Genomic DNA, 15,506 nt, shown 5'->3' on the forward strand with positions numbered 1-15,506 from the left:
GAGTAGGACAAATCCGTCGGGAACGGATTTGCACTGCACGCAGTGCAGCCCGAAGGGGCCGGGCAGGAAGCCCGGCATACAACAGCCAGGCATCAAACAAGTCAGAAACCCCGACCGAAAGGCCGGGGTTTTTTGCGTTTATGCGTCATAAAATTCCTGCATGATCTCTGCGTTCTCAATATTGATCCCGATTAACGCTCCCGCTAAAAATTTATCAGACTCGCTGCTGCGCTACCCATTGCTCAACAAAATCAGCTATCTGATTGATATTATTAAGATCCAATAATGGGCAAAGCGTATCAATCGGTGTGTCACTGGCAATGGCTACTACATATTCGTCGAGAGTAAGTTCTTCAATCGTGTGAGACGCACCTTGTCGGAAGAGCATTATTTTCGCGACAGGCTCGTGTTTAAAACCCTCAACCAGCACCAGATCCAGCGTTGAAAGATCCATGCGGCTAACCAGATACTGCAAATCAGGCTCTTCAGCTTCTGGCGTTTCCGTCATTAATGCCCAGCGCTGTGCACTGGCTACCAGCGTTTGGGCGGCTCCTGCCTTGCGCAGTTCATAGCTGTCTTTCCCTGGCGTGTCGACATCCATCCGATGATGAGTATGTTTGATTAGTCCTGGGCGCAAATTGCGAGCACACAGTTCCGTGATCAGCGCTTTCAATAAGGTCGTTTTTCCCGTACCGCTCCACGCGGAAATAGCCAGAACCGGCGTCATAATTTCACCTGCATGTTTTGCAAATCGTCGAGCGTATTCACGTTGATAAATGCAGCTTTGGCATCGCTAAAATCAACGCGATGACCACCACACTGCTGAAGAAAGACCATCACCCGGCGTTCTCCGGTCTCGAGATATTTTTCCAGGGCCGGGACTACGCTGCGGTGAATGAGAGAAACAGCGGGATGATCGCGTTCACCGTCGTATGCCCATACCACCGGTGATAGAGCTTTAAACTGCAAAAAACGATCGGTCAGAAATGTAGGGACAAAGGGCGTATCGCACGGGCAAAACAGAAACCACTCGCCCGGTAATTGCTGCATTGCAGAGAGCATTCCTGCAAGAGGACCGGGGTAATCCGGTAAAGTGTCCTCCACGACGACATGGCCATGGGAACGGTAAATCTCCAGGGAACGATTAGCGCTGACAGCCAGCGTTTCTGTTTGTGCTGAAAGCGTAGCGGCGACGTATTGCCACAGCGGAATACCGTTAAGTTTCTGTAATCCTTTATCGATACCGCCCATTCGGCTTGCCTTTCCGCCCGCCAGCACGACGCCAGTTATCTCCTGATGCTGATTCACGAATATCGCCTCTTTTATTGTGGGTTTGACCCTGCTAACGTGTGACTGTTAAGCGTAAGGAGCAAATAAATGAAATGTAAACGTCTGAACGAAGTGATTGAGCTTCTCCAGCCAGCCTGGCAAAAAGAGCCCGAGCTGAATCTGATGCAATTCTTACAGAAACTGGCGAAGGAGTCAGGTTTTGACGGTGAGCTGACGGATCTTTCCGATGATATTCTGATTTATCATCTGAAAATGCGCGATTCCGCGAAAGATGCCGCTATCCCGGGCATTAAGAAAGATTATGAAGAAGATTTTAAAACCGCACTGCTCCGCGCTCGTGGTGTAATTAAAGAGTAAAAGCTTGTAAGAGGTGCGACCGAAAAGGCTGTGAAATGATATCCTGAATTATTCGCAGTAATTTCCGGATAATCGGATGAACGATAAGGCTTTTACTTTCCAGACTCTACACCCGGATACCATCGTTGATGCACTTTTTGATCAGGGTATTCGGGTGGATTCAGGTTTGACTCCACTCAACAGCTACGAGAACCGCGTCTGGCAATTTCAGGATGAAGACCGACGTCGCTTCGTCGTGAAATTCTATCGTCCACAGCGCTGGTCCGCAGACCAAATCCTTGAAGAGCACCAGTTCGCGCAGGACTTACAGGCCGATGATGTGCCTGTTGCGGCACCGATTGCATTTGAGGGTGAAACACTGCTGAGCCAACAAGGGTTTTCCTTTGCGGTTTTCCCAAGCGTCGGCGGACGTCAGTTTGAACCTGATAATCTCGACCAGATGGAATGGGTTGGCCGCTCATTGGGACGCCTTCATCAGACTGGTCGCAAGAAGTTGTTTACCGCGCGCCCGGACATCGGCCTACAGGAATACTTACTGGAACCCCGCCAGGTTTTTGAAACTACGCCGCTGGTTCCATCTTCTCTGAAAGCCGATTTCCTCGCTGCCACAGACAAGCTGATTGATGCCGTCATGCAGCAATGGCACACTCGTTTTACATCTCTGAGACTTCATGGCGATTGCCATGCCGGTAATATTCTCTGGCGCGATGGGCCGATGTTTGTCGATCTTGATGATGCCCGAAATGGACCGGCCGTTCAGGACTTGTGGATGCTGTTGCACGGCGATCGTGCCGAACGTTTAATGCAGCTTGATACCATTCTTGAAGCCTATGAAGAGTTCAGCACGTTCGATACCGCTGAGCTTTCCTTCATTGAACCGTTACGCGCTATGCGTATGGTTTACTACCTGGCGTGGTTAATCCGCCGCTGGGGTGATCCTGCCTTTCCCGTTAATTTTCCCTGGCTTGCCGAGGAAGATAACTGGCGCAGGCAAACCCAAATGTTCCTGGAACAAGTCAGAGTTCTCCAGGAGCCACCATTACAATTAACGCCAATGTATTAACAGACATTTTCAGGAGAGAGTTAACAATGAAAAAGATTTTTCTGGCGCTGGCAGGCATGGTACTGGCATTCAGCGCCGCCGCTGCGCAAATCACTGATGGTAAACAATACTCCACGCTGGAGAAGCCTGTTGCTGGTGAACCACAGGTTCTGGAGTTCTTTTCATTCTATTGCCCGCACTGTTATGAGTTTGAGCAGGTGCTTCACGTCTCCGATACCGTGAAGAAGAAACTGCCTGAAGGCACAAAAATGACCAAGTACCACGTTGAGTTCCTGGGCCCACTGGGCAAAGAGCTGACTCAGGCGTGGGCAGTCGCTATGGCGCTGGGTGTGGAAGATAAGATCACCGCCCCAATGTTTGAAGCCGTGCAAAAGACCCAGACCGTACAAAGTGTTGCTGACATCCGTCAGGTCTTCGTAGATGCAGGCATTAAAGGCGAAGATTATGACGCAGCCTGGAACAGCTTTGTGGTGAAATCCATCGTTGCTCAGGAAGAAAAAGCTGCTGCCGATCTGCAACTTCAGGGGGTTCCGGCGATGTACGTCAACGGTAAATATCAGCTGAACCCGCAGGGTATGGATACCAGCAACATGGATGTCTTCGTGCAGCAATATGCTGACACCGTGAAGCAACTGGTTGAGAAAAAATAAAAAAACGCCGGTCACTGACCGGCGTTATTGTTTCTGTGTCCAGAAATATCAGAAGGCTAATGACGTAAATTCATTTCACACTTGCCGCCGCTTTCATCTCTTCGATTCGCGCATCTTTTTCCGTCCATAACGTATTCAGCCAACGCTGAAAACCGCGCTTAAAGTTCTTATCGTTCACGTAATCGCCGTGCAGCTCTTCTGCCACAGGAACCAGAGCCACGCGGACGACAATGCGGGTTAACTTTCCGCTCAGCATATCGAAAAAGGGCGTGCGATCGTTTTCTGGATAGCACAGCGTGACATTCATTAGCTTATCGAACTGGCTTCCCAGCACGTTCAGGGCCATCGCGATCCCGGCAGCCTTCGGCGGCAGAAGGTGCTTATAAGGCGAGCGCGTTTCAATGCGCTTTTCTTCCGTAAATCGAGAGCCTTCGACGAAATTCACAATGGTGGTGGGATGAGTGCGGAATTTCTCGCATGAACGACGCGTGGTTTCCACATCTTTCCCACGACGTTCCGGATGGCGAATCAAATAACCCCTGGAATAGCGGCGCATAAAAGGCATATCCAGCGCCCAACAGGCCAGGCCGATAAACGGAACCCAGGCCAGTTGCTGCTTCAAAAAGTATTTATTCATCGGGATATGCTTGCGGAATAAAACGCATAGCACAACGATGTCTGCCCAGCTGTGGTGATTACAGATAAGCAGATACCAGTTCTTCTTGTTCAGCCCTTCAAGACCTTCGACATCCCACTTCAGCCACGGATTCAGATGAAGTAATAACGCAAGGCCAGAACACCAGCAGTACATCATCAGGTTGCAAAACGCCGAGACGGAACGCCATACCACGGGAATGGGAAGCAACAGTTTAATAATGCCCGCCAGGATGATTGGCACGGAGCAGGCAATGGTCACGATAATGGTAAGGGCGATACTCAGCAAAAGCGTCATCGCAGCGAGTAATCTCGACATAATCAATTTATTCAGATAGTTAATTGTATAAAGTGCGGCTTAGGCAGGCACAAAAGGCTGATTTTACCAGAAATCCCCCCTGAAGGCGGGTCCTGGCAGAGTAGAAAAATATCGAATAGTTATATCCACATGGCGCAAATTGTCACCAATAGTGGGTTAAATGACATTGATCCAAGTTAACGTAATGAAAAATATAACAAATATTGTTACATAAAATCACGGCTGACCAGAATTTATTCGATGGAATAAATCTATGCACAAACTTATCCACAGAACAAGGTTGCGAGCGATCCCGAGGATCTACAAAACTTTTAGCGCAATAACGGCGAAAAACTCATGTTTTAGCTCTGTCTGTGGCATCCTTTATCCTTAATCAGATAAACAGGCACGGAAATTATGGTTCAGATCCAAGAAAACCCTCTCATCCTGGTTGATGGCTCCTCTTATCTCTACCGCGCATACCACGCGTTTCCTCCGCTGACGAACAGCGCAGGTGAACCGACGGGCGCCATGTACGGCGTACTGAATATGCTGCGCAGCCTGATCATGCAGTATCAACCAACGCATGCGGCGGTAGTCTTTGATGCCAAGGGCAAAACTTTCCGTGACGAACTGTTCGAACATTACAAATCTCATCGTCCGCCGATGCCTGACGATCTTCGTGCGCAGATTGAACCGCTGCACGCGATGGTCAAGGCGATGGGCCTGCCGTTACTGGCGGTCTCAGGCGTTGAGGCTGATGACGTGATTGGCACCCTGGCGCGTGAAGCCGAAAAAGCGGGCCGTCCGGTGCTGATCAGCACCGGTGATAAAGACATGGCCCAGTTGGTCACGCCTGAGATAACGCTCATCAATACCATGACGAATACCGTGCTTGGTCCGGAAGAAGTGGTTACCAAATACGGCGTGCCGCCAGAGCTGATTATCGATTTCCTCGCCCTGATGGGTGACTCCTCGGATAACATTCCAGGTGTTCCTGGCGTGGGCGAGAAAACGGCACAGGCGCTTCTACAAGGGTTGGGCGGTCTGGATATGCTGTATGCCGAGCCGGAGAAAATCGCCGGGCTCACCTTCCGTGGCGCGAAAACAATGGCCGCGAAGCTCGAGCAGAATAAAGAGATGGCTTATCTCTCCTACAAGCTTGCGACCATCAAAACCGACGTTGAACTGGAATTAACCAGCGATCAGCTTGAGGTTCAGGAGCCCGCGGCCGATGAACTGCTCAGTATGTTTAAGCAGTATGAGTTCAAGCGCTGGATTACGGACGTTGAAGCCGGGAAATGGATGCAGGCCAAAGGTGGAAAACCATCAACAAAACCGCTGGCTGCAGCCGCCGCTGCGGTGGAAGAAGAACCTGAAGAGCCAGCAACCGCGCTCTCTTCGGAAAACTACGTCACTATTCTCGATGAAGCAACGCTCACACAGTGGATTGAAAAACTGAAGAAAGCACCAGTCTTTGCGTTCGATACTGAAACTGACAGCCTCGACAACGTCTCCGCCAATATGGTTGGTCTGTCGTTTGCCGCAGAACCGGGCGAAGCGGCCTACGTTCCAGTAGCACATGATTATATTGATGCGCCGGAGCAGCTCTCACTCGAGCGCGTGCTGGAGTTGATGAAACCGCTACTGGAAGATGATAAGAGCCTGAAAGTCGGCCAGAACCTGAAATACGATCGCGGCATCCTGGCGAACTACGGCATTGAGCTACGTGGTATTGCGTTCGATACCATGCTGGAGTCCTACACGCTCGACAGCGTGGCCGGTCGTCATGACATGGACAGCCTCTCTGATCGCTGGTTAAAACACAAAACCATCACTTTCGAAGAAATTGCCGGCAAGGGGAAAAATCAGCTCACCTTTAATCAGATTGCCCTTGAGGAAGCGGGTCGTTATGCGGCAGAAGACGCCGACGTCACGCTGCAGCTGCATCTGAAAATGTGGCCAAAACTGCAAAAGCAGGAAGGCCCGCTGAATGTTTTCCAAAATATCGAAATGCCGTTAGTGCCCGTTCTTTCACGCGTGGAGCGCAATGGTGTCAACATCGACCCGGACGTGCTGCACAACCATTCGGCGGAGCTTGCGACGCGTCTGGTTGAGCTTGAGCAAAAAGCCCACGAGATTGCGGGTGAGGCATTTAATCTGTCCTCGCCAAAACAGCTGCAGACTATTCTGTTTGAAAAGCAGGGTATTAAGCCGCTGAAGAAAACTCCAGGCGGTGCGCCGTCCACCTCTGAAGAAGTGCTGGAAGAGCTGGCGCTGGATTACCCGCTGCCGAAAGTTATCCTCGAATATCGTGGGTTGGCGAAGCTGAAATCGACCTACACCGACAAACTGCCGCTGATGATCAATGCGAAAACGGGCCGCGTACACACTTCCTACCACCAGGCGGTTGCAGCGACGGGACGTTTGTCTTCTACCGAGCCGAACCTGCAAAATATCCCGGTGCGTAATGAAGAAGGGCGTCGTATTCGTCAGGCGTTTGTCGCACCAGAGGATTATCTGATTGTTTCCGCGGACTACTCGCAAATTGAGCTGCGTATCATGGCTCATCTCTCCCGCGATAAAGGCCTGCTAACGGCTTTTGCTGAAGGTAAAGATATTCACCGTGCTACCGCGGCGGAAGTTTTTGGTCTGCCGTTAGATAGCGTCAGTAACGAACAGCGTCGCAGCGCGAAGGCGATCAACTTCGGCCTGATTTATGGTATGAGTGCGTTCGGTCTTTCCCGTCAGCTGAATATTCCGCGCAAAGAGTCCCAGAAGTACATGGATCTCTACTTTGAGCGCTATCCTGGCGTGCGTGAATATATGGAACGCACGCGCGAGCAGGCCAAAGAACAGGGTTATGTTGAAACGCTGGAAGGGCGTCGCCTGTATCTGCCGGACATCAAATCCAGCAATGCGGCCCGTCGAGCAGGCGCAGAGCGTGCGGCGATTAACGCCCCGATGCAGGGCACGGCGGCAGATATCATCAAACGTGCCATGATTGCGGTCGATGCCTGGTTGCTGAAAGAGCAGCCGCGCGTGCGAATGATCATGCAGGTGCACGATGAACTGGTGTTCGAAGTGCATAAAGACGATCTCGATGCGGTCACGAAGAAAGTGCATGAACTGATGGAAAACAGCACGACGCTCGATGTTCCATTGCTGGTGGAAGTGGGCAGCGGCGTTAACTGGGATCAGGCGCACTAAGCGTCTGTCTTAGGCCAAATATTCGCCAAAATCCGCGTTTTTAAGCCCAGTGATTTCGTCGGGTCTTTTTGTAAGTAAGCAACATAACTTATAGCGTTTTGTGATGATCATCGGAATTCGCTATGCAAGAAGTGAAAAAAAACTACAAAAAGTGCTTTCTGGGCTAATGAAAAAAGAGTAGAGTTAATCGCGTAGGGTACAGAGGTAAGATGTTCTATCTTTCAGACCTTTTACTTCACGTAATCGGATTTGGCTGAATATTTAGCCGCCCCAGTCAGTAATGACTGGGGCGTTTTTTATTGCGCGAAAGAAAACAAAAAGCGCGGAGAGTTCCGCGCTTATCAGGGTAATTCGCCGGTCAGAATTATTCCCCGCCGGTCTCTTCCTCTTGCTCTTCCTGAGGCGCAATTTCGCTGTACCAGGTATCGAGTTTCTTACGCAATAAATCTACGCCAATTTTCTTCAGTGAAGAAAATGCTTCTACCTGAATATCACCATTAAAGGCTTGCACAGCTTCGCGCACCATATTCAGCTGCGCTTTACGCGCGCCGCTTGCCAGTTTGTCGGCTTTGGTCAGCAGCACCAACACTTCAATATTGCTGTCGACGGCCCATTCGATCATCTGCTTATCGAGGTCTTTCAGCGGATGGCGAATATCCATCAGCACGACTAATCCTTTCAGACACAGGCGTTTTTCCAGGTATTCACCCAGTGCACGCTGCCATTTAAGCTTCATCTCTTCCGGTACTTCTGCATAACCGTAACCTGGTAAGTCGACAACGCGTTTGCCTTCAGCGACTTCAAACAGGTTAATGAGCTGAGTACGGCCCGGCGTTTTGGACGTGCGTGCCAGACCTTTCTGGTTGGTCAGGGTATTCAGGGCGCTCGATTTACCTGCATTGGAGCGACCGGCAAATGCCACTTCAATACCGGTATCGGACGGCAAATGGCGAATATCAGGCGCACTGAGAACAAAATGCGTCTGTTGATAGTTCAGGTTAGTCAAAGGATCGTCTCCATAAAATCGGGCTATGGCGGGGAGTATACCTGAACAATGGCAAAAGGCGGTGTTTGTCGAATAAGGGGGTGTGAGCATTACCCCTTCGCTTTGTAGGATATTTGCCATCATTACTATGCGAACTTTCAGAGAAGTTGCAGGTGCTATTTCGTATGATTTCAATTAAATCAATTGGTTATTTTTTAGTATTATTCCGAAATAACATTTTTATGCCCGATAGCGACTTGAGTGTTAAGGATAAAACGGTAAAGTACACCCCATCAGGCGAGGATGCCGAAAAGGATAAGAACTCAGGACGAGGGTCAGGAGCGCCAGGAGGCGAAGACAAAGGAATTGCCAGGAGGCGAACGTCTGGAGACGTCGGAAAAGGATCAGGAAGAAGACATGGAGTGTTCTGCGCCAAGGGAAAAACAGGGTGAGTTGGTGGCAAACAGGGATTGTCAGACCCGTAATGGGTTATGAGTCAGGAAAAAAGGCGACAGATTACTCTGTCGCCTTTTTTCTTTGTCTGCTTTCTGCTAGATTCCGGCTCAATTCTATACTGTAGTAAACAACGTAAAGAAACCCATCATCATGAAAAAACCAACATCCGCACCGCGTAGCACAGCACCTGGAAAAGCCCGTCGTAAGACGCGTGAAGAGCTTGATCAGGAAGCGCGTGACCGTAAACGTACCAAAAAGCATCGTGGTCACGCAGCAGGCAGTCGCGCGAGTGGCGGTGAGGCTGGCACTGGTGGCAAGAAACAGGGCCAACAGAAAGATCCACGTATTGGCAGTAAAACTCCGATTCAGCTGGGCGCTGTCGAGCGTCCGGTAACCCGGCAGCAAAAACCGAAGAGCGAGAAACCTATGCTTTCACCGCAGGCCGAGCTGGATTTACTGGAAAACGATGAGCGCCTGGACGCGCTGCTGGAACGTCTCGAGAAGGGCGAAGCCCTTAGCGCCGAAGAACAAACCTGGGTTGACGCAAAACTCGACCGCATTGATGCGTTGATGCAAGAGCTGGGTCTTTCTTACGACGACGATGAAGACGAAGAAGAAGACGAAGGCAAAGAAGACATGATGCGTCTGCTGAAAGGCGGAAACTAACGTTTGCACCCCTTCGGACTGCCTGTCCTGCTTATAACCCTTTTGGTTATGTGTTATCTGGGGTGGTTATTCGTTAAACTACGACGGTTGTCGCGGCGTCAGCATTGGCTGCGCAACCGGCTGAGTACCCGAATTACGGGTCAGCCGGCACGCCGTCGCCGTTCGCGATACCACCGGAAGGAGTAAGCATGTCTGAGCAGTTAATCGACTGGGATTTGGCCCTGATCCAGAAGTACAACTATTCCGGGCCACGTTATACCTCATACCCCACCGCGCTGGAATTTTCCGACGCGTTCGGCGAAACCGACTTTCAACAGGCCGTTGCCCGTTATCCTGAACGTCCGCTGTCGCTGTACGTTCACATCCCGTTTTGCCATAAGCTCTGCTACTTCTGCGGCTGCAATAAGATTGTGACCCGCCAGCAGCACAAAGCCGATCAGTATCTCGACGCGCTGGAACAGGAAATTGTCTACCGTGCGCCATTGTTTGCCGACCGCAAGGTCAGCCAGCTGCATTGGGGCGGCGGGACGCCAACCTATCTGAACAAAGCGCAAATCAGCCGCCTGATGCAGCTCCTGCGCGGGCATTTTGATTTTATTGTGGATGCCGAGATTTCCATTGAAGTCGACCCGCGTGAAATCGAACTGGACGTGCTGGATCACTTGCGCAGCGAAGGTTTTAACCGCCTGAGTATGGGCGTGCAGGACTTTAATAAAGAGGTTCAGCGCCTGGTAAACCGTGAGCAGGACGAAGAGTTTATCTTTGCGTTGCTGAACCGCGCCCGCGAGATTGGCTTCACGTCGACCAATATCGATCTGATTTACGGCCTGCCGAAACAAACGCCGGAGAGCTTTGCCTTTACCCTTAAGCGGGTCGCAGAGCTGAATCCGGACCGTCTGAGCGTGTTTAACTACGCGCACATGCCAACGCTGTTCGCGGCACAGCGTAAAATCAAAGACGAAGATTTACCGTCAGCTCAGCAAAAGCTCGATATCCTGCAGGAAACCATCACTTCGCTGACCGAAACCGGTTATCAGTTTATCGGTATGGACCATTTTGCGCGCCCTGGTGACGAGCTGGCGATTGCTCAGCGCGAAGGTGTACTGCACCGCAATTTCCAGGGCTACACCACCCAGGGTGACAGCGATTTGTTGGGGCTCGGTGTTTCAGCCATCAGCATGATTGGCGACAGCTATGCGCAGAACCAGAAAGAGCTGAAGCGCTATTATCAGCAGGTAGACGAAAGCGGGAATGCGCTGTGGCGCGGCATTGCGCTTACCCAGGACGACTGCATTCGCCGCGATGTGATCAAGGCGCTGATTTGTAACTTCGGCCTTGATTTTGCTGACGTCGAGACGCAGTGGGCGTTAGATTTCCAGCAATACTTTGCCGAAGATTTAACGCTGCTGGCGCCACTGGCGAAAGATGGGCTGGTGGACGTGAATGCGCAAGGTATTCAGGTGACGGCGAAAGGGCGATTGCTAATCCGCAATATCTGCATGTGTTTCGATACCTATCTGCGCCAGAAAGCGCGGATGCAGCAGTTCTCGCGCGTGATATAAAAAAAACGGGCCATTCGGCCCGCTTCACTATCAGCAATCTCAAACGGACTATTCCATTCCCAACTCTTTCAGTTTACGGGTCAGGGTATTTCGTCCCCAACCAAGCAAGCGCGCGGCTTCCTGTTTGTGCCCCTGAGTGTGACGCAGGGCGGTGGTCAGCAGCGTACGCTCCATTTCCGGTTGCGCTTCAGAGAGCAGGTTTTGATGACCGGAACGCAGCGCGCGGTCAGCCCACTGAGCCAGCAGCGTTGCCCAGCTGTCGGGGAGTGAATGAGAAGGGCTGTCCGGCACGGAGCTTTCAAACAGCTCTGCGGGCAGATCCTGAATCAGCACTTCCTGACCGGCGGCCATCACCGTCAGCCAACGGCAGGTGTTTTCCAGCTGGCGTACGTTCCCCGGCCACGCGAGGCGCGTTAATGCGGCTTCGGTTTCGGTATGAAGCTGTTTGGCTTCAACTCCCAACTCGCGGGCAGCGTCCTGCAAGAAATGACGCGCCAGGCGCGGAATATCTTCCCGGCGTTCGCGCAGCGGCGGCAGATGCACCCGGATGACGTTCAGGCGGTGGAATAAATCCTCACGGAATTTCCCTTCCTGCACGCGCAGCTCCAGGTTCTGGTGGGTTGCCGCAATGATGCGGACATCCACTTTCACCGGCGCATAGCCGCCCACGCGATAAAACTGACCGTCGGCCAGCACGCGGAGCAGACGCGTCTGAACATCCAGCGGCATATCGCCGATTTCATCTAAGAACAGCGTCCCGCCGTCGGCCTGTTCAAAGCGGCCCTGACGAATGGTATTCGCCCCGGTAAACGCGCCTTTTTCGTGGCCAAACAGCTCAGACTCAATCAAATCCTTAGGGATTGCCGCCATGTTCAGCGCGATGAAAGGGGATTTCGCGCGAGGGCTGTGGCGATGCAGGGCATGAGCAACCAGCTCTTTACCGGTGCCGGATTCACCGTTGATCAGCACGCTGATAGACGAACGGGAAAGACGGCCGATGATGCGGAACACGTCCTGCATTGCGGGCGCTTCGCCAATAATGTCTGTTGTCGGCCCGTTGACCTGTACGTTGCGCGGCTGCTGCTGTTCCTGATAGTGGCTGATCGCACGTTCGACCAGCGCTACCGCTTCGTCGATATCAAACGGCTTCGGCAGGTAGTCGAAAGCCCCTTGCTGGTAGGCGCTCACGGCAGCATCCAGATCGGAATGGGCCGTCATTATGATGACCGGCAGCATCGGATGGCGCTGTTTAATCTGTTTGAGCAACGTCAGCCCGTCCATACCAGGCATTCGGATATCAGACAGCAGCACGTCCGGCGTCTTGCTGGCCAGCGCGTCGAGCACTTCGCTACCACTTTCAAACGTGGTGCAGGTTAATCCTGCCCCGGTGAGCGCGCGTTCAAGCACCCAACGGATGGAACTATCGTCATCAACGATCCAGACTATCCCTCGTTGCATAAAATGCACCTCTATTTCCGAATGGGCAGGTAAACCGAAAATTCTGTATGGCCCGGCCAACTGTTGAACTCAATTTTACCGGAGTGTTGATCGATCAAGCTGCGGGCGATGGATAAGCCCAGACCGGTGCCGCCTTCGCGCCCGCTGACCATCGGATAAAACAGCGTATCCTGCAGGTGAGAGGGGATGCCCGGTCCGTTGTCTTCTACGTCAATGCGAGCGGTAAGACGGTAACGTACCCCGTGGAGCGTTAACTGGAACGCGGTACGGGTACGCAGAATAATTTCGCCGCCTTCCGGGCCCAGTGCCTGTAGGGCATTACGCACGATATTCAGTAGAACTTGCTCTATCTGGTCGGGATCGTGTGGTAATTCCGGCAAACTTGGATCGTAATCGCGCGTTAAACGCACGTTGTCGGGAAGCTCCATCGATACCAGTTTCACCACACGTTCAGCCACTTTGTGAATGCTTTCAGTGACATGCATTCCAGGCTGCTGTGGACCAAGAAGTCTGTCCACCAGATTGCGCAGGCGATCGGCCTGTTCAATGATAACGTTGGTGTATTCCAGCAGTGACGGGTCGGGCAGCGCTTTACTCAGAAGCTGAGCCGCGCCGCGCAGGCCGCCAAGTGGGTTCTTGATTTCATGGGCCAGACCGCGCACCAAATCGCGTGCAGCGATCTGCTGAGCGTGCTGCAGCTGTTCCTGGCTCAGACGACGCTGGTTATCCATCGGCGCCATTTCGAGCAGGATAAGGCTGTCAGGCAGCCGTTGAGCGGTCAACGACAGAATGTGTGAGCGGCCATCAATGACCAGCGTCACTTCGTTGTCCGTGAAACCCTGTCCTGCCAGCAGACTTTCCTGCATCAGCTCAATGTTCAGGGAAAAATAACTCAACAGATCCGGCAATGGTGTACCGAATAATTTACGCGAACTCTGGGCGAGCAGCTGCTGCGCTGCCGGGTTGGCGTAATGAACCGCCAGCTCGTCATCGACCAGTAGGATACTGTTGATTAAAGAATTGAGGATCTGCCCAGCATCGGGCAGCACGCCTGTTGCCATCCGGCAGTCTCCTGAAAGGTGTGCACCAATTTAGTGCATTATAGCGGTTTTCTTCCGCAAAGCGCCTGATATCAGACTGTTACTGGAGAAAAAAGCCCATCCTAAGATGGGCCAAAAGTTTCCACGGCAACTCAATCTCCGTGTCCTTCACGCTGCAACGGCGTTGGCTGCCCTCGTTCACCCAAATCACTTAGTAGACTAAGCTCATTGGGACTCACTCAGTTGCCCCTTGTTGCAACGCGAAATCCATCGAAGATGACTAACTCATTAAACGCTGTAGTACAGCTCGAACTCTACCGGATGCGGAGTCATGCGAACGCGGTCGTTTTCTTCAACGCGCAGCGCGATGTAAGCATCGATCGCTTCGTCAGTGAACACGCCGCCCGCAGTCAGGAACTCGCGGTCTTCGTTCAGGCAGTTCAGTGCTTCTTCCAGAGAACCTGCAACCTGTGGGATCTCTTTCGCTTCTTCTGGCGGCAGATCGTACAGGTTTTTGTCCATTGCTTCGCCTGGATGGATCTTGTTCTTGATACCGTCAAGACCAGCCATCAGTAGTGCTGCGAAACACAGGTACGGGTTAGCCGCCGGGTCCGGGAAGCGCACTTCGATACGACGTGCTTTCGGAGACGCAACCACTGGGATACGGATAGATGCAGAACGGTTACGGGCAGAGTAAGCCAGCATAACCGGTGCTTCGTAACCCGGGACCAGACGCTTGTAAGAGTTGGTGGTTGGGTTCGCCAGGGCGTTGATTGCTTTAGCGTGTTTGATTACGCCACCGATGTAGAACAGTGCCTGCTCAGACAGACCTGCATATTTGTCACCAGAGAACAGGTTGGTACCGTTCTTGGACAGGGACATGTGGCAGTGCATACCGGAACCGTTATCACCGAACATTGGTTTTGGCATGAAGGTCGCGGTTTTACCGAAACGGTGCGCGACGTTGTGAACCACATATTTGTAGATCTGAATTTCGTCCGCTTTTTTGGTCATGGTGTTGAAGCGGGTTGCCACTTCGTTCTGACCAGCAGTTGCCACTTCGTGGTGGTGAGCTTCAACAACCAGGCCCATTTCTTCCATCACCAGACACATGGTAGAACGCAGGTCCTGTGCGGAATCGACTGGGGGAACCGGGAAGTAACCGCCTTTAACCGCTGGACGGTGGCCTTTGTTGCCGCCTTCGTATTTGGTGCCGGTGTTCCATGCGCCTTCGATATCGTCGATAGCAACGTGGGAACCGGAGATGGAGCTACCGAAACGCACGTCGTCGAACAGGAAGAACTCTGGTTCTGGCCCGAACAGTACGGTGTCTGCGATGCCGGTGGAACGCAGGTATTCTTCAGCGCGTTTAGCGATGGAACGCGGGTCACGGTCGTAGCCCTGCAGAGTGCCAGGCTCAAGGATGTCACAACGAATGATCAGAGTAGACTCTTCGAAGAACGGGTCCATGACAGCAGTGGAAGCGTCTGGCATCAGAACCATGTCAGATTCGTTGATACCTTTCCAGCCACCGATAGAGGAGCCGTCAAACATTTTGCCTTCTTCGAAGAACTCGGCATTTACCTGGTGAGCAGGAATGGTGACGTGCTGTTCTTTACCTTTGGTATCGGTGAAGCGCAGATCAACAAACTTCACTTCATGCTCGTTCAGCATCGTCAAAACGTGTTCAGCGGACATACTTAAACTCTCCCGGATTTGTCAGTGTCGTCGTGGTAACGAACTATTCTTGGCACTGCTTAATGTGGCGTTGTTGCCTTGAAAAAGATAAAGCGAAATCTGTGCCAACTTTTAAATAC

The 15,506-nt window shown here is 52.1% G+C and carries 15 protein-coding genes; 8 read left to right on the forward strand and 7 right to left on the reverse strand.

Annotated features, from left to right (window positions below):
- Window positions 1-214 precede the first annotated feature (214 nt).
- Together mobB and mobA are read right to left on the reverse strand one after the other, a co-directional pair.
- Entirely contained in the window at window positions 215-727 is a 513-nt protein-coding gene (gene mobB / locus MUU47_RS01510; RefSeq protein ID WP_258986332.1) for a molybdopterin-guanine dinucleotide biosynthesis protein MobB, read from the reverse strand.
- On the reverse strand, window positions 724-1,308 hold the full coding sequence (mobA, locus tag MUU47_RS01515; RefSeq protein ID WP_258986333.1) for a molybdenum cofactor guanylyltransferase MobA: 585 nt from the start codon (window positions 1,306-1,308) through the stop codon (window positions 724-726). The genes mobB and mobA overlap by 4 nt, the downstream gene beginning before the upstream one ends.
- A 69-nt stretch (window positions 1,309-1,377) precedes the next feature.
- Here mobA and MUU47_RS01520 point away from each other — a divergent pair, with 69 nt between their 5' ends.
- From MUU47_RS01520 to dsbA, 3 genes are all read left to right on the forward strand, one after another.
- A complete protein-coding gene (locus MUU47_RS01520; RefSeq protein WP_110511913.1) occupies window positions 1,378-1,647 on the forward strand; it encodes a YihD family protein in 270 nt (89 codons plus the stop codon).
- 76 nt (window positions 1,648-1,723) lie between these two features.
- The gene (locus MUU47_RS01525) at window positions 1,724-2,710 is read left to right on the forward strand and encodes a serine/threonine protein kinase (RefSeq protein WP_258986334.1); all 987 of its coding nucleotides are present in this window, start codon (window positions 1,724-1,726) and stop codon (window positions 2,708-2,710) included.
- 26 nt (window positions 2,711-2,736) lie between these two features.
- A complete protein-coding gene (gene dsbA / locus MUU47_RS01530) occupies window positions 2,737-3,360 on the forward strand; it encodes a thiol:disulfide interchange protein DsbA (RefSeq protein WP_258986335.1) in 624 nt (207 codons plus the stop codon).
- 70 nt (window positions 3,361-3,430) lie between these two features.
- Here dsbA and yihG read toward each other — a convergent pair whose 3' ends face one another.
- Window positions 3,431-4,333, reverse strand: coding sequence for a 1-acylglycerol-3-phosphate O-acyltransferase, YihG family (gene yihG / locus MUU47_RS01535; RefSeq protein ID WP_258986336.1), 903 nt, complete (start codon window positions 4,331-4,333; stop codon window positions 3,431-3,433).
- 396 nt (window positions 4,334-4,729) lie between these two features.
- Here yihG and polA point away from each other — a divergent pair, with 396 nt between their 5' ends.
- Together polA and spfP are read left to right on the forward strand one after the other, a co-directional pair.
- Window positions 4,730-7,522 carry a DNA polymerase I gene (gene polA, locus MUU47_RS01540; RefSeq protein ID WP_258986337.1) on the forward strand — a complete coding sequence of 931 codons (2,793 nt, stop codon included), beginning with the start codon at window positions 4,730-4,732 and terminating at the stop codon, window positions 7,520-7,522.
- Window positions 7,523-7,731: 209 nt separating this feature from the next.
- The gene (gene spfP / locus MUU47_RS23565; RefSeq protein WP_071892919.1) at window positions 7,732-7,779 is read left to right on the forward strand and encodes a small protein SpfP; all 48 of its coding nucleotides are present in this window, start codon (window positions 7,732-7,734) and stop codon (window positions 7,777-7,779) included.
- A 107-nt stretch (window positions 7,780-7,886) separates the two neighbouring features.
- On the opposite strand, the gene yihA is transcribed toward spfP, so the two are convergent.
- A complete protein-coding gene (yihA, locus tag MUU47_RS01545) occupies window positions 7,887-8,528 on the reverse strand; it encodes a ribosome biogenesis GTP-binding protein YihA/YsxC (protein WP_258986339.1) in 642 nt (213 codons plus the stop codon).
- Between the two features lie 164 nt (window positions 8,529-8,692).
- Here yihA and MUU47_RS23450 point away from each other — a divergent pair, with 164 nt between their 5' ends.
- From MUU47_RS23450 to hemN, 3 genes are all read left to right on the forward strand, one after another.
- Window positions 8,693-8,959: a hypothetical protein gene (locus MUU47_RS23450; protein ID WP_258986340.1), complete on the forward strand. Its 267-nt coding sequence runs from the start codon at window positions 8,693-8,695 to the stop codon at window positions 8,957-8,959.
- A gap of 154 nt (window positions 8,960-9,113) precedes the next feature.
- On the forward strand, window positions 9,114-9,629 hold the full coding sequence (yihI, locus tag MUU47_RS01555) for a Der GTPase-activating protein YihI (protein ID WP_110511906.1): 516 nt from the start codon (window positions 9,114-9,116) through the stop codon (window positions 9,627-9,629).
- A 188-nt stretch (window positions 9,630-9,817) separates the two neighbouring features.
- Window positions 9,818-11,191, forward strand: coding sequence for an oxygen-independent coproporphyrinogen III oxidase (gene hemN, locus MUU47_RS01560; RefSeq protein WP_258986342.1), 1,374 nt, complete (start codon window positions 9,818-9,820; stop codon window positions 11,189-11,191).
- A gap of 48 nt (window positions 11,192-11,239) precedes the next feature.
- Here the strand turns inward: hemN and glnG are convergent, their stop codons facing one another.
- From glnG to glnA, 3 genes are all read right to left on the reverse strand, one after another.
- On the reverse strand, window positions 11,240-12,649 hold the full coding sequence (gene glnG, locus MUU47_RS01565; RefSeq protein ID WP_258986343.1) for a nitrogen regulation protein NR(I): 1,410 nt from the start codon (window positions 12,647-12,649) through the stop codon (window positions 11,240-11,242).
- Window positions 12,650-12,660: 11 nt separating this feature from the next.
- A complete protein-coding gene (glnL, locus tag MUU47_RS01570; protein WP_258986344.1) occupies window positions 12,661-13,710 on the reverse strand; it encodes a nitrogen regulation protein NR(II) in 1,050 nt (349 codons plus the stop codon).
- Window positions 13,711-13,977: 267 nt separating this feature from the next.
- A complete protein-coding gene (glnA, locus tag MUU47_RS01575; RefSeq protein ID WP_110511901.1) occupies window positions 13,978-15,387 on the reverse strand; it encodes a glutamate--ammonia ligase in 1,410 nt (469 codons plus the stop codon).
- Window positions 15,388-15,506 lie beyond the last annotated feature (119 nt).

Source organism: Scandinavium hiltneri, from assembly GCF_024764835.1.
GTDB lineage: Bacteria > Pseudomonadota > Gammaproteobacteria > Enterobacterales > Enterobacteriaceae > Scandinavium > Scandinavium hiltneri.